This is a genomic window from Arthrobacter burdickii (assembly GCF_030433645.1).
Taxonomy (GTDB): Bacteria; Actinomycetota; Actinomycetes; order Actinomycetales; family Micrococcaceae; genus Arthrobacter_D; species Arthrobacter_D burdickii.
In genome coordinates this window covers 1,847,007-1,861,455 of record NZ_JAROCG010000001.1, presented here as the reverse complement: position 1 = coordinate 1,861,455, position 14,449 = coordinate 1,847,007, and the positions used below count along the sequence as shown (strand labels likewise).

The following is a 14,449-nucleotide window of genomic DNA, read 5'->3' as shown; positions in this document are numbered from 1 at the left end:
GCATGCCGTCGAGGCCTCCCTCCGCTGCTGTCCGTCGTCGCCGTCGCCAGGTGCGCACGGGCGTGATGCTCGCCGCCCTGGTAACGGTCGTCACGGGCGGCAGCGTCCTGGCGGTCAACCAGCTGGAGGACAGCGAGGTCCTGGTCCGTGAGCGCTGCAGTGCGACCGTGGGGACGGACACCTTCGAGCTCAGCCCGACGCAGGCAGGGAACGCCGCCCTGATCTCCGGTGTCGCCGTGGCCCGGGGGCTCCCGGCCCGCGCGGCCTCCATCGCGATCGCCACCGCCATCCAGGAGTCCCGCCTGGAGAACATCGACTACGGGGACGACGCCGGCCCGGACTCGCGCGGCCTGTTCCAGCAGCGGCCCTCGCAGGGATGGGGTACGGAGGAGCAGATCATGTCGCCCCTCTACGCCACCGGCGCCTTCTACGACGCCCTCGTCCGGATTCCCGGGTACGAGACGCTGCCCATCACCGAGGCCGCGCAGATCGTGCAGCGGTCGGCCCACCCCGAGGCGTATGCGGACCACGAGCCGGAAGGGCGCGCCTTCGCCTCCGCGCTGACGGGCAACTCCCCCGCGGCCCTCGACTGCACCCTGCACGAGCCGGACGGCGCCGGTGACCCCCTGGCGGTCTCGGCCGCGGCCGAGGAGGTCTTCGGACCGCTGGGAGGCGTCGTCGACGCCACCACGCTGACCCTGGACGTCTCGGGCACCAGCGGCTGGGCCGTCGCCCAGTGGGCGGTGGCGAACGCCTCGACCTTCTCCATCACGTCGGTGTCCCACTCAGGCCTGCAGTGGGGAAGGGCCGAGGGCGGGTGGACGGCGACGACGTCGGAGCCCGGCATCGTCACCGTCACCGTCGCCGGAGTCACGCCCTGACGGGTCTGCGGCACCCGGGGCTCAGGCCAGCATCTTCACGACCGGCTCCACATAGCTGCGGAAGGAACGCTCGTCGTCGAACAGTTCCTGGCACATGAGGAGCTTGTCCGGCTCCACCCACCATGCGCGATGCACGCCCAGCGGCAGTTCGACGATCTGGAGCGAGAAGTGCCGGGCGCTACGGCCGAGTTCGAGCTCCCGCTCCTCCAGGATCCGCGCCAGGAGGTTCTCCATGGTGTCGGCGCCCCGCGCACCCGAATGCAGGGCGTACTCGGCGCACCGCTCCTCGGCCCACGCCGTTGCGGCACCGAAGTGCGCCCTCATCAGCGCCTTGAGCGCTTCCATCCCGTCGAGGGCCTCCAGGCGCGGCGGTACGGGCAGCACGGCGTCGCTGATCCGGTGGCGGAGGAGGCTGTGCCACCACGCCTCCCATTCGACCCGCAACGTCCCGGGTCCTCCGACGGGCTCGGTCAGGCGTCGAGTCTCGGCCCTCCGCACGGCGGGCACCAGGGGCGGCAGGGCAGGGCTGCCCACCCCCTGGAGCCCCGAGCAATCCCGCAGGTAGAGCGCTACGAGCAGCACTTCGGACGTGTCCACTGTGAAGTGCGCGCTGTAGCCGGTTTCGGAGTATGACATGGACCTCCCTTGCACCAGTCAGGCTGCTCCTACAGTAGACCCCGGACCGACGGCGCTCCAGAGTCCCGGGCACGTTTCGACGCGCGGCAGGGAAAGCACCTGCGGCACGTCGACCTAGGATGGAACCATGAAGATCCTCGTTACCGGTGGCAGCGGATACATCGGCTCGCACACCGTCCTGACCCTGCTCGAACACGGCCATGACGTCGTCGTCGTCGACAACCTCCTGAACTCCACCGAGACATCGCTCCAGCGGGTGGCCGCACTCGCGGGCCGCACGCCGACGTTCCATCAGGCGGACCTGCTCGACGAACCGCGCCTGCGCACCATCTTCGCCGAGGAGAAGGTCGACGCCGTCATCCACTTCGCAGGCCTGAAGGCGGTCGGCGAGTCGGTCGAGAAGCCCCTGTACTACTACTCCAACAACGTCGGCGGCACCCTGAGCCTGCTGCGCGTGATGGACGACGCCGACGTGCGCACCCTCGTCTTCAGCTCCTCCGCCACGGTGTACGGAGCGTCGGAGGAAGTCCCCCTCACCGAGAAGCTCCCCCTCGACGCCGTGAACCCGTACGGGCGCACCAAGGAACAGATCGAGGACATCCTGACCGATCTCGGCGCGGCCGACCCCCGATGGAACATCGCCCTGCTGCGCTACTTCAACCCCGTGGGCGCCCACGCCTCGGGCACCATCGGCGAGGACCCCACCGGTGTCCCCAACAACCTGCTGCCGTTCGTGGCGCAGGTGGCCGTGGGACGGCGCGAGAAGGTGATGGTGTTCGGCAACGACTACCCGACGCCCGACGGCACGGGCGTGCGCGACTACATCCACGTGGTCGACCTGGCCCAGGGGCACCTCGCCGCGCTCGACTACCTCGTGGCGCGCGGCGGCGTGCACACCTGGAACCTCGGCACCGGCAACGGCTCCTCCGTCCTCGAGGTCCTCACGGCGTTCTCCGCTGCGGTCGGCCGCGACATCCCCTACGAGTTCGCTCCCCGCCGGCCCGGCGACGCGGCCGTGAGCTACGCGGACCCGTCGTCGGCCCTCGCCGACCTCGGCTGGTCCGCGACCCGGACCCTCGCCGAGATGTGCGAGGACCACTGGCGCTGGCAGAAGAACAACCCGCAGGGCTACGCGACGGCCCAGGACGACTGACCGGCGACCGGTTCACGAAAACGACGGCGGCCGCCCACCTGGGAAGGTGGGCGGCCGCCGTCGTCGCTGCCGGTGCTGGGGAGACCAGTGGGAGCCGGGGAGATCAGTTCGCGGGGTAGTGCCGCTCTCCCTCGCCCGTGTACAGCTGGCGCGGGCGCCCGATCTTCGTCTGCGGATCCTGCATCATCTCGCGCCACTGGGCGATCCAGCCCGGCAGGCGGCCGATCGCGAAGAGGACCGTGAACATCTTCTCCGGGAAGCCCATGGCCTTGTAGATGAGGCCGGTGTAGAAGTCCACGTTCGGGTAGAGCTTGCGCTCGATGAAGTAGTCGTCGGCCAGGGCCTTCTCCTCGAGCCGCATGGCAATGTCGAGCAGTTCGTCGTTGCCGCCGAGCTTGTTGAGGATGTCGTGGGCCGTGGCCTTCACGATCTTCGCGCGCGGGTCGTAGTTCTTGTAGACGCGGTGCCCGAAGCCCATGAGCTTCACGCCGTCTTCCTTCTTCTTGACCTTCTCCATGAAGTCCTCGGGCTGCATGCCCTTGGCCTGGATGTCCCGCAGCATGTTGAGCACGGCCTCGTTGGCGCCGCCGTGCAGCGGGCCGAAGAGCGCGTTGATCCCCGCGGAGACCGAGGCGAACATGTTGGCATTGGAACTGCCGACGAGGCGCACCGTGGAGGTGGAGCAGTTCTGCTCGTGGTCCGCGTGCAGGATGAGCAGCAGGTCCAGGGCCTTGACCATCATCGGGTCGAGGTCGTACGGCTCGGCGGGCAGGCCGAAGGAGAGCCGCAGGAAGTTCTCCACGAGGTTCATGGAGTTGTCCGGGTACAGCATCGGCTGGCCGATGGACTTCTTGTGCGCGTAGGCCGCGATGACGGGGAGCTTCGCCATGAGCCGGAACGTGGACAGTTCCACCTGCTCGTCGTCGAACGGGTCCAGGGAGTCCTGGTAGAAGGTGGACAGCGCCGAGACGGCCGAGGAGAGCACCGGCATGGGGTGCGCGTCGCGGGGGAAGCCGCCGAAGAAGCCCTTCAGCTCCTCGTGCAGCAGGGTGTGGCGGCGGATGCGGCCGTCGAACGTGCTCAGCTCCTCGGGCGTCGGCAGGTTGCCGTAGATGAGGAGGTAGGACACCTCGAGGAAGCTGGAGCTCTTCGCGAGTTCCTCGATGGGGTACCCGCGGTAGCGCAGGATCCCGGCGTCGCCGTCGATGTAGGTGATCGCGGACGTGGTGGCCGCGGTGTTCATGAAGCCGGGGTCGAAGGTGACCTGGCCCGTCTGCTTCAGCAGTTTCGACACGTCGTAGCCGTTGTTGCCCTCGACAGCGGGCACCAGCGGCAGGCTGAGTTTCCCGCCGTCGTAGTGCAGGGAAGCAGCATTCTGCTCGGTCATTGATTCTCCTTCAGGAGCTGGAGCGAGGTCCTCGCCACAAATCATTCGCTACGCAGGAGGACAGACGTCCCACCGGCATCGCACATTCAGCTGAAACGCTACCGTCAGCGGGCCCCGATCACTAATCCTGCGTACCTTTCCGGTGCAATGGCAGGGCCCGGTCAGGGAGCGGTCGCGGCGAGCCGGGCGACCGCCGCCTCGATCCTCTCGTCGCTGCCCGTGAGGGCGACGCGGATGAACCCTTCTCCCGCCTCGCCGTAGAAGGTGCCGGGGCCCGCCAGGATCCCGAGCCCGGCGAGCCACCCGATGGTGTCCCAGGTGGGCTTCCCGTTGGACGCCCAGAGGTACAGGCCGGCCGCCGAGCCGCGGATCGTGAACCCGGCGTCCTCGAGCGCGGGAACCAGCAGTGCACGACGACGGCGGTACAGGTCCTTCTGCGCGGCCACGTGCGCATCGTCCCCGAGGGCCACGCGCATCGCTTCCTGCACGGGGTAGGGCACGATCATGCCGGCGTGCTTGCGCGAGTTGACGAGGCCGGCCACGATCGCCGGGTCCCCGGCCGTGAACGCGGCCCGGTATCCGGCGAGGTTGGACTGCTTGCTCAGCGAGTAGACGGCCAGCAGGAGGTCGTGGGAGCCGCCGGACACGCGGGGGTCCAGGATGCTGGGCACGGGCTCGCCGCCCTCCGCGGGGTCCCAGGGACCCCAGCCGAGTTCGCCATAGCACTCGTCGGAGGCCACGACGGCCCCGAGCGACCGGGCGTCGTCGACGATCGCCCGCAGGCCGTCGACGTCGAGCACCTCGCCCGTGGGGTTGCCCGGCGAGTTGATCCAGACGAGGCGGACGCGGGCGCGTACCTCCTCGGGAAGGTCGGTGAGGGAGTCGGACGCGACCGCCGTGGCCCCCGCGAGGTGGGCGCCGACGTCATAGGTGGGATACGCCACCGCGGGACGGACGACGACGTCGCCCTCCCCCAGTCCCAGCAGCAGGGGCAGCCACGCGACGAGTTCCTTGGACCCCACGGTGGGCAGGATGTCCTTCGGGTCGAGCCCGGGGACTCCCCTGCGGCGCGCGAACCACGCGCTGATCGCTTCGCGCAGGGCAGGTGTGCCGTGGGTGGTCGGATACCCGTGGGCGTCGGCAGCCGCGGCGAGGGCGGCCTGGATGAGTTCCGGCGTGGGATCGACAGGCGTCCCGATGGACAGGTTGACCACTCCCCCGGGGTGCTGCGCCGCGATGTCCTGGTAGGGCGCCATGGCGTCCCACGGGTAGTCGGGCAGGTGCAGGCCGAAGGACGTCGGCTCGCCGGCCGCCACCTAGGCGGGCTGGTTCTGGGGCGGCAGGGCCGCGATGATCGGGTGGTCGAAGCCGGTGTTGCCGACCTTCGCCGCTCCGCCGGGCGAGCCGAGGTCGTCGAAGAACTCGACGTTCGCCTTGTAGTACTCGGCCCACTGCTCGGGGGTGTCGTCCTCGTAGTAGATGGCCTCCACGGGACAGACGGGTTCGCAGGCGCCGCAGTCCACGCACTCATCGGGGTGGATGTAGAGAGACCGCTCGCCTTCATAGATGCAGTCGACGGGGCACTCCTCGATACAGGCCTTGTCCTTGACATCCACGCAGGGCTGCGCGATTACGTAGGTCACTTCCCACGCCTTTCTGTGGAACTGGGTCGGCTGCCGCACCCTCGGTGCGGTTCCCAGCTTAACGCAATGCTCCGCTGCGGCAGGACCACTGCGGCAGGCCACCGTGTGCCCCGCCCGGACCGGCGGGGGCCTACCCTTGATGGGTGCAGGATCCCTCAGCCTTCCTCGCGGCGCTTCCCCTCGACACGAGGGTGGTGGTGCGTCGCCGCGTTCCCGACGGGTTCAGCGACTCCCTGGGCGATCTCGTCGCCCGGGACGGGACCACGTGCACGGTGCGGACCCGCAGGGGCGACGACGTCGTCCTGCTCGCGGATATCACGGCGGCACGGGCCGTACCGCCGGCTCCGCCCCGCCGGGCCCCGCGGCGCGCAGGAACTCCGGGGAACCCCTGATCCGGGTCCGTACCCCGGCCGTCGGGCGGACGGGCGCCGCCCGGCCGTCCCGTCAGCCTGCTGTGCGCCGGCGGAGCCGTGAGGGAGCGAGGACGACGGCACCGATGGCCACCGCGGCGAGTGTCACGGCGAGGACGCCGAAGAGCCACAGGTTGCCCGCGAGGGCCGAGCCCGGAGCGGTGGCCGATGACCCGGTGAGGATCAGCGTCTTCGACGAGGTCGACAGCAGGGCCACGACGCCGTAGGCGACCGACCCCGCCACCGCCGTCAGGACCACGTTCCTCGCCCAGAGCCCGCACAGCAGGAACAGGCTGCCCGCGAGCACGAGCGCACCCAGCGCGCCGACGGGGAGGGGAACGCCTCCCACGAAGACGAGGTGCCCGTGCAGCAGGGTGCCGAAGACCGCGGCAACGGTCCCGGCTCCCCCGGCGCCCGCGACCGCCGCGGGCCGTACGTGCGCCCGACGGGCTGCCGGCGCACTCACCGATGGATCCGTTGCGGCAGGCGCGGTACGGGGAGGGTCATCCTCCGGGCCGCGCGCGGACGCTCCGGCTCCGGTCCTGTCCGCCAACGCCGGACGCCGGCCCTCCCCTGCTGGGGAGGTACCGGCGTCGTCGTATGCCATTGTTCTGCTGGTGGTGCTGGCGTTATGCGCGGGCGCGTGAACGCGAGGCGCGCATGCGCTCGTTGGCGTCGAGGATGACCTTGCGGATGCGGATGCTCTCCGGCGTGACCTCGACGCACTCGTCCTCGCGTGCGAACTCGAGGGATTCCTCGAGCGTGAGGTTGCGCGGCGGGGTCAGGTTCTCGAAGGTGTCGGAGGACGCTGCACGCATGTTGGTGAGCTTCTTCTCCTTCGTGATGTTGACCTCCATGTCGTCGGCGCGGGAGTTCTCGCCGACGATCATGCCCTCGTACACCTCGGAGGTGGGCTGCACGAAGAAGGAGCCGCGCTCCTGCAGGTTGATCATGGCGAACGGGGTCACGACGCCGGCACGGTCGGCGATCATCGAACCGTTGGTGCGGTACTCGATGTCACCGGCCCACGGCTCGTAGCCCTCGGAGATCGACGCCGCGATGCCGGCACCGCGGGTGTCGGTCAGGAAGCGGGTGCGGAAGCCGATCAGGCCTCGCGCCGGGACGATGAACTCCATGCGGACCCAGCCGGTGCCGTGGTTGGCCATGTTGGTCATGCGGCCCTTGCGGGCGGCCATGAGCTGGGTGACGCCGCCGAGGTACTCCTCGGGCACGTCGATGGTCATGTGCTCCATCGGCTCGTGGATCTTGCCGTCGATGGTCTTGGTGACCACCTGGGGCTTGCCGACCGTGAGCTCGAAGCCCTCGCGGCGCATCTGCTCCACGAGGATGGCCAGCGCGAGCTCGCCACGGCCCTGGACCTCCCACGCGTCGGGACGCGCGGTGGGCAGGACGCGGAGCGACACGTTGCCGATGAGCTCCTTGTCGAGGCGGTCCTTGACCTGGCGGGCCGTGACCTTGGCGCCCTTGACCTTGCCGGCGAGCGGCGAGGTGTTGATACCGATGGTCACGGAGATCGCGGGATCGTCGACCGTGATGAGCGGCAGCGGCTGGGGGTTGTCGACGTCGGTGAGGGTCTCGCCGATGGTGATGCCCTCGATACCGGCGACGGCGACGATCTCGCCGGGTCCGGCGGATTCGGTGGGAACACGGTCCAGTGCCTTGGTGGCGAGGAGTTCCGTGATCTTGACGGACTTCAGCTCACCGTTCTGGCGGGCCCAGGCGACGGTCTGGCCCTTGCGGAGCGTTCCGTTGAAGATGCGCAGCAGGGCGAGGCGGCCGAGGAACGGTGACGCGTCCAGGTTGGTCACATGTGCCTGCAGGACACCCTCGGGGTTGTAGCGGGGTGCGGGGATGTGCTCGATGATCGTCTGGAACAGGGGCTCCAGGTTGTCGTTCGACGGCACGGTCCCGTCAGCGGGCTGCTCGAGGGACGCTGCACCGGCGCGGGCGGCGGCGTAGACGACGGGGACGTTGAGGATCGCGTCGAGGTCGAGGTCGGGGACCTCGTCCGCGAGGTCGGAGGCGAGGCCGAGGAGGAGGTCCATCGACTCGCTGACGACTTCCTCGATGCGGGAGTCGGGGCGGTCGGTCTTGTTGACCAGCAGGACCACGGGGAGCTTGGCCGCGAGGGCCTTGCGGAGGACGAAGCGGGTCTGGGGCAGCGGGCCCTCGGACGCGTCGACGAGGAGGACGACGCCGTCGACCATGGACAGGCCTCGCTCCACCTCGCCGCCGAAGTCGGCGTGGCCCGGGGTGTCGATGACGTTGATGGTGATCGTCTCGCCCTTGGCGGACGGGCCGTCGTAGAACACCGTGGTGTTCTTCGCGAGGATGGTGATGCCCTTCTCGCGCTCGAGGTCGCCCGAGTCCATGACGCGGTCGGCGACGTCGCCATGCGCAGCGAACGAGTTGGTCTGCTTCAGCATGGCGTCGACCAGGGTGGTTTTTCCGTGGTCAACGTGAGCCACGATGGCTACGTTGCGGAGATCGCTGCGGACAGCGGTGTTGCCTGTGGTTTCAGACATGCGTAAGGACTCAATTCAGTATCTACTGCGGGGAAATTGTCGGCGGCTGCAGTGCACGCCCTCTTACCAGTCTAGGCGAGAGGTAAAAACAGACCTAATGCGCAGGGCCGAGGGCGACTCTTGTCCGCTCTCGGCGCACAAGGACGGCGGCCCTCCCGAAGGAGGACCGCCGTCGTCGTTCCTGTTCCGCAGCTGCGGAACGCAGCTGGGTGATACAGCTGCGGAATGCAGCTGCCGCGTGGCGCGACCCCGCTATGCGACCTCGGGGGGCAGGACGAGTCCGGCGCCCGGGATGGCGGCGAGCAGTGCCTGGGTGTAGGCGGTCTGCGGGTTGTCGAACACCTCGTCGGTGGTCCCCTGCTCCACGAGCCTGCCCTTCTGCATGACGGCGACGGAATCGGCGATCTGCCGGACCACGGCGAGGTCGTGCGTGATGAAGAGGTAGCTGAGGCCGAGCTCCGACTGCAGGTCGGCGAGCAGGTTCAGGATCTGCGCCTGGACCAGCACGTCGAGGGCCGAGACGGCCTCGTCGCAGATGACCACCTCCGGATCGAGTGCCAGGGCGCGGGCGATCGCCACGCGCTGGCGCTGCCCGCCGGAGAGCTCGTTGGGGAAGCGCTGCATCATCGCGGAGGGCAGCGCCACCTGGTCGAGCAGCTCGCGCACCTTCTTCTCGCGGCTCTTCGCGGTTCCGACCCCATGGACACGGAGCGGCTCCTCGATGGTCCGGTAGATGTTGTACATCGGGTCGAGCGAACCGTAGGGGTCCTGGAAGATCGGCTGCACGCGCCGCCGGAAGTCGAACATCTCCTTCCGTCCGAGCGTGGTGATGTCCACGCCGTCGAAGCGGATGCTGCCCGACGTCGCCCCCTCCAGCCCGAGGACCATCTTCGCCACCGTCGACTTGCCCGAGCCGGACTCGCCGACGACGGCGGTGGTGGTGCCGCGCGCGATCGAGAAGGAGACCTTGTCCACGGCGGTGAAGTCCGTGGACTTGCCCCAGCTGCCGCGGATCTTGAAGACCTTCGTCAGGTCCTCGACCTCGATCACCCTGTCCAGCGCCGCGTTCTTGGGCGCAGCGGGAGCCAGCAGGTCGTCGGTCACGATGCCGGCCCTCTTGGCCGACTCGATGCGGCGCGACGCGATCGACGGCGCGGAGGCCACGAGCTTCTGCGTGTACGGGTGGCGCGGGTTGGTCAGCAGCTCGAGCGCCGGACCGGCCTCGACGACCTGCCCCTTGTACATGACGATCACCTTGTGCGCTCGTTCGGCGGCGAGGCCGAGGTCGTGCGTGATGAGCAGCACGGCGGTGCCGAGCTCCTCGGTCATGGTGTCCAGGTGGTCCAGGATCTGTCGCTGCACGGTCACGTCCAGGGCCGACGTCGGCTCATCGGCGATGAGCAGGCGGGGCCGGCAGGACAGGCCGATCGCGATCAGGGCACGCTGGCGCATGCCGCCCGAGAACTCGTGCGGGTACTGGTTGGCCCGCGACCCGGCGTCGGGCAGTCCCGCTTCCGAGAGCACCTTCGCGACGTCCGCGGGACCGCTGGGCAGTCCGTTCGCCCGGAGGGTCTCCCGGACCTGGAACCCGATCTTCCACACCGGGTTGAGGTTGGACATTGGGTCCTGCGGGACCATGCCGATCGACGATCCGCGGAGTTCGACGATGCGCTTCTCCGACGCGTGCGTGATGTCCTCGCCGTCGAAGATGATGCTGCCCTCGGAGACGCGCCCGTTGGCGGGCAGGAGGCCGATGGCGGCGAGTGCCGTCGTCGACTTCCCCGAGCCCGACTCCCCCACGATCGCGACGGTCTCGCCGGGCATCACGGTCAGGTGCGCATTGCGCACCGCCGGGACGTCCCCGTTCGACGTCGTGAACGTGATCGCGAGGTTCCGGAGTTCGAGCAGCGGCTGGGGGCTGCCCGACGGCGTCGGAGCCCCTGCGGCGGTGGGGGCGGCGCGGCGGCCGCCCTGGTGGGTGCCCATGCTGGAGCTCATCGTTTGCGTGCCTTCGGATCGAGAGCGTCACGCAGGGCATCGCCCAGCATGATGAAGCTCAGAACGGTGATCGACAGTGCGAGGCCCGGCCAGAAGATGGCCATCGGGTTGCTGCGCAGCGACGGCTTCGCCGAGAAGATGTCATTGCCCCAGGACATGACGTCCGGCGGCAGCCCGATGCCGAGGAAGGACAGCGTGGACTCCGCCACGATGAACGTGCCCAGCGAGATCGTCGCGATGACGATGACCGGTGCGAGCGCGTTCGGGATGACGTGCTTGACGAGGGCGCCCAGGGGCGAGACCCCGAGCGACCGGGCGGCCGTGACGAAGTCCGCGTTGCGCACCTCGATGACCGCCGCCCGCGTGATGCGGGCGATCTGCGGCCAGCCGAACGCCACGAGGATGACGACGAGCGTCCAGACGTTGCGGTTCTGCTGGAACACGGGGAGCTGCACGACGACGATCGCGCCGAGGATGAGCGGCAGGGCGAAGAAGATGTCACCCACGCGGGCGAGGATGGCGTCGACCCAGCCGCCGAAGAACCCGGCCAGCGCGCCGATCAGGCCGCCGATCAGGACCACGCCGAGCGTCGCGAACAGGCCGACGGTGAGCGAGGACCGCGTGCCGTGGACCACGCGGGACAGGATGTCGCAGCCCTGCACGGTGAAGCCGAGCGGGTGGCCGGCGGTCGGTCCGCCGTCGGAGTTCGCGAGCAGGCAGTTCTCGTTCGGCGGTTCGTGCGTGAAGACCCCGGGGAACAGCGCCACGAAGATGACCCCGAGGATCAGGATCGAACTGATGAGGAACAGCGGTTGCTTCCGCAGGCTGCGCCAGGCCTCGCCCCAGAGGCTGCGGGGCGCGACGTCGGACACGGCGCTGTCGGTCGCGCGGATCGGCGTCTCGTCGGGGTCGGCGACGAAGTGCTCGATCGGATAGGGGGACGTCTTGGTGCGCGCGGCCGGAGCCGCCGTGGACGCCGGGCGCGATGTCGGAGAGGTGGATGGTGATGTTGGTTCAGGCATATCGAATCCTTGGGTCCAGCCACGCGTACAGGAGATCCACCAGCAGGTTCGCGAGGCAGAAGATGAGGATCAGGAACGTGACGATCGAGACGACCATCGGTCCGTCACCGTTCAGCACGGCGCGGTAGAGCGTGTTGCCGACGCCGTTGACGTTGAAGATCCCCTCGGTGACGATCGCGCCGCCCATGAGGGCGCCGAGGTCGGCGCCGAGGAAGGTCACGACAGGGATCAGGGAGTTTCGCAGGACGTGCACGACGACGACCCGCTTGCGGCTGAGGCCCTTGGCCGTCGCCGTCCGCACGTAGTCGGCATTCACGTTCTCGATGATGCTGGTGCGGGTCAGGCGCAGGACGTAGGCGAAGGACACCAGTCCGAGGACCACGGCCGGCAGCAGGAGTTCGGTGAACGTCGCATCGCCGCTCACGGTCGGGTTGGTCCACTGCAGCTTGACGCCGATGAGGAACTGCATCAGGAAGCCGAGCACGAAGATGGGCACGGCGATCACGATCAGGGACAGGACGAGGACCGAGGAGTCGAACAGCTTTCCCTTGCGCAGGCCCGCGATGAGGCCGAAGAGGATGCCGAAGACGGCTTCGATGACCAGGGCCATGATGGCGAGCTTCGCCGTGGTCGGGAAGACCTCGGCGATGATGGTCGCGATGGGCCGGCCGGAGAAGTTGGTGCCGAGGTCGAACGTCACCACACCCTTCAGGTACAGCAGGTACTGGATCCAGAAGGGCTGGTCGAGGTTGTACTGCTCCCGCAGTCCGGCGACGACGGCAGGGGTGCAGCCGCGCTCGCCGCAGATGGCGGCGGTGGCGTCGCCGGGAAGGCTGAAGACCAGGAAGTACACCAGCAGCGTCGCGCCGAGGAAGACGGGGATCAGCTGCAGGAAGCGTCGGACGATGTACCAGGCCATCAGCGCGCACCTCCCGGTGCGGCAGGCGTCCGGACGGGACGCAGGTGGGGAAGGCTCATGAGGTGTTGCACCTTTTCGTTGGAGCACGGAAAAGGGGCCTGCCCTGTGCCGGGCAGGCCCCGAATCCGTTACGGGTTACTTGCCGGTGATGGCGTAGTAGAGCGGAACACCGTTCCAGCCGAACTCGACGTTGTCCACGTTGTTGCTCCAGCCGCCCTGGGCGACCTGGTACCACAGCGGGATGGCCGGGAGGTCCTCCAGGAGCTGCTCCTGGGCCTTGTTCATGGCCTCGTTGCCCTCCTCGACAGAGCTGGCGGCGAGTCCGTCGGTCAGCTCCTGGTCGAAGTCCGGGTTGCTGTAGCGGGCATCGTTGGACCCGGCGCCGGTGGCGTAGATGGGTCCGAGGAAGTTGTACAGCGACGGGTAGTCGGCCTGCCAGCCGGCACGCAGGGCGCCCGTGAGGGTCTCCTCCGTGGCTTCCGTGCGCGCTTCCTTGAAGGTCGCGTACGGCTTGCCCTCGACCTCGATACCGAGGTTGTTCTTGATGTTGTTCACCACGGCCTCGACCCACGTCTTGTGGTCGCCCTTGTCGGCGTTGTAGCCGATGGTCAGGGGCTGCGACTCGTCGTAGGGCGAGATCTTCTCGGCGTCGGCCCAGAGCTTCTTGGCCTCGTCCGGGTTGTACTCGAGGTTCTCGCTGCCCGGCAGATCCGCGCTGTAGCCGTCGAGGACGGGAGCGGTGAAGTCCTTCGCAGGTTCACGACCGCCGTTGAAGATGACCTCGGTGATCTCGTCACGGTTGATCGCCATCGACAGCGCCTGGCGCCGCAGCTTGCCGGCCTCGCCGTCCCAGTTCGGGAGGTAGTACGGCACGGCGATGGTCTGGTTGCCCGCGTAGGGCGACTCGATGGAGCGCTCGCCGAGGTCGTTCTTGAAGTTCTTGATGTCGCTGGTCGGGATCGTCTTCAGGACGTCGAGGTTGTCCGAGATCAGGTCCTGGTACGCCGTCGTGTCGTTCTGGTAGATCTTGAACGTCACGCCGGCGTTCTGGGCGGCCTGCGGGCCTTCGTACTCCTCGTTCGGAACGAGTTCGATCTGCTGGTTGTGCTGCCAGGCGCCCTCGGAGGCGAACTTGTAGGGTCCGTTGCCGATCGGGTTCTCGCCGAAGGCTGCAGGGTCCTCGAGTGCCGCGGCGGGCAGCGGGAAGAACGCGCTGTACCCCAGGCGCAGCGGCCAGTCGGACTCGGGCTGCGCCAGCTTGACGGTGAACGTCCGGTCGTCGACGACGGAGAGGCCGCTCATGGTCTCCACGGTGGAGCCCTCGGCGCTGGCCTCGTCGTAGCCTTCGATGCTTTCGAAGAAGTAGCTCGAGAGCTGCGCGTTCTTCGCGGCGGCGCCGTAGTTCCAGGCGTCCACGAAGGAGCTCGCGGTGACGGGGTCACCGTTGGTGAAGGTCTTCCCTTCCTTGAGCGTGATCGTGTAGTTCTGGGCGTCCTCGGTCTCGATGGACTCTGCCATCTCGTTCTGGGGCTTGCCGTCGGCGTCGTAGCTGACGAGGCCCGCGAAGATGAGGTCGAGGATCGCTCCGCCGCCCACCTCGTTGGTGCTGGTGGGGATCAGCGGGTTCTGGGGCTCGGATCCGTCCACCACGATGACGGCATCGGTGGTGCCACCGCCCGTGCTGGATTCAGTGCTTCCGCCGCCGCATGCACTCAGCGACAGGACGGCGATGGCCGCGACGCTGAGCATTTGGGAAGTGCGCGTGAAACGCATTCCGCCTCCTAGGTATTTGGGTCGTTCCGGCGCTGATGTGGCCGGATAGTTGTCCCGCAGGTAGCGAGAGCCAACTCACAC

The 14,449-nt window shown here is 68.4% G+C and carries 13 protein-coding genes; 3 read left to right on the top strand and 10 right to left on the bottom strand.

Annotated elements, in window-relative coordinates; genetic code table 11:
- Positions 1-2: 2 nt before the first annotated feature.
- Positions 3-881: a hypothetical protein gene (locus P5G52_RS08720; RefSeq protein WP_301226557.1), complete on the top strand. Its 879-nt coding sequence runs from the start codon at positions 3-5 to the stop codon at positions 879-881.
- Between the two features lie 21 nt (positions 882-902).
- Here the strand turns inward: P5G52_RS08720 and P5G52_RS08715 are convergent, their stop codons facing one another.
- Entirely contained in the window at positions 903-1,517 is a 615-nt protein-coding gene (locus tag P5G52_RS08715; protein WP_301226555.1) for a hypothetical protein, read from the bottom strand.
- Between the two features lie 127 nt (positions 1,518-1,644).
- On the opposite strand from P5G52_RS08715, the gene galE reads away from it, so the two are divergent.
- Positions 1,645-2,670, top strand: a complete 1,026-nt coding sequence (gene galE / locus P5G52_RS08710) for a UDP-glucose 4-epimerase GalE (protein WP_301226553.1) — start codon at positions 1,645-1,647, stop codon at positions 2,668-2,670.
- Between the two features lie 103 nt (positions 2,671-2,773).
- On the opposite strand, the gene P5G52_RS08705 is transcribed toward galE, so the two are convergent.
- The 3 genes from P5G52_RS08705 to fdxA all read right to left on the bottom strand — a co-directional run bounded on the left by P5G52_RS08705 (position 2,774) and on the right by fdxA (position 5,700).
- Positions 2,774-4,057 carry a citrate synthase gene (locus tag P5G52_RS08705; protein ID WP_301226551.1) on the bottom strand — a complete coding sequence of 428 codons (1,284 nt, stop codon included), beginning with the start codon at positions 4,055-4,057 and terminating at the stop codon, positions 2,774-2,776.
- A gap of 161 nt (positions 4,058-4,218) precedes the next feature.
- Positions 4,219-5,373, bottom strand: coding sequence for a succinyldiaminopimelate transaminase (dapC, locus tag P5G52_RS08700; protein WP_301226549.1), 1,155 nt, complete (start codon positions 5,371-5,373; stop codon positions 4,219-4,221).
- Positions 5,374-5,700: a ferredoxin gene (gene fdxA / locus P5G52_RS08695; protein WP_049829022.1), complete on the bottom strand. Its 327-nt coding sequence runs from the start codon at positions 5,698-5,700 to the stop codon at positions 5,374-5,376.
- 143 nt (positions 5,701-5,843) lie between these two features.
- On the opposite strand from fdxA, the gene P5G52_RS08690 reads away from it, so the two are divergent.
- Positions 5,844-6,092 (top strand): hypothetical protein, encoded by a 249-nt coding sequence (locus P5G52_RS08690; protein WP_301226545.1) that lies wholly within the window; start codon positions 5,844-5,846, stop codon positions 6,090-6,092.
- Positions 6,093-6,144: 52 nt separating this feature from the next.
- On the opposite strand, the gene P5G52_RS08685 is transcribed toward P5G52_RS08690, so the two are convergent.
- The 6 genes from P5G52_RS08685 to P5G52_RS08660 all read right to left on the bottom strand — a co-directional run bounded on the left by P5G52_RS08685 (position 6,145) and on the right by P5G52_RS08660 (position 14,368).
- Positions 6,145-6,576, bottom strand: a complete 432-nt coding sequence (locus tag P5G52_RS08685) for a hypothetical protein (RefSeq protein ID WP_301226543.1) — start codon at positions 6,574-6,576, stop codon at positions 6,145-6,147.
- 163 nt (positions 6,577-6,739) lie between these two features.
- Complete coding sequence (gene typA, locus P5G52_RS08680; RefSeq protein ID WP_301226541.1) at positions 6,740-8,656, bottom strand: translational GTPase TypA; 1,917 nt, start codon at positions 8,654-8,656, stop codon at positions 6,740-6,742.
- A 252-nt stretch (positions 8,657-8,908) separates the two neighbouring features.
- Entirely contained in the window at positions 8,909-10,642 is a 1,734-nt protein-coding gene (locus P5G52_RS08675) for an ABC transporter ATP-binding protein (RefSeq protein WP_435868695.1), read from the bottom strand.
- An 8-nt stretch (positions 10,643-10,650) separates the two neighbouring features.
- Positions 10,651-11,676: an ABC transporter permease gene (locus tag P5G52_RS08670; protein ID WP_301226537.1), complete on the bottom strand. Its 1,026-nt coding sequence runs from the start codon at positions 11,674-11,676 to the stop codon at positions 10,651-10,653.
- Positions 11,669-12,595, bottom strand: coding sequence for an ABC transporter permease (locus P5G52_RS08665; protein WP_301226535.1), 927 nt, complete (start codon positions 12,593-12,595; stop codon positions 11,669-11,671). The genes P5G52_RS08670 and P5G52_RS08665 overlap by 8 nt, the downstream gene beginning before the upstream one ends.
- A 135-nt stretch (positions 12,596-12,730) precedes the next feature.
- A complete protein-coding gene (locus tag P5G52_RS08660) occupies positions 12,731-14,368 on the bottom strand; it encodes a peptide ABC transporter substrate-binding protein (RefSeq protein WP_301226533.1) in 1,638 nt (545 codons plus the stop codon).
- Positions 14,369-14,449 lie beyond the last annotated feature (81 nt).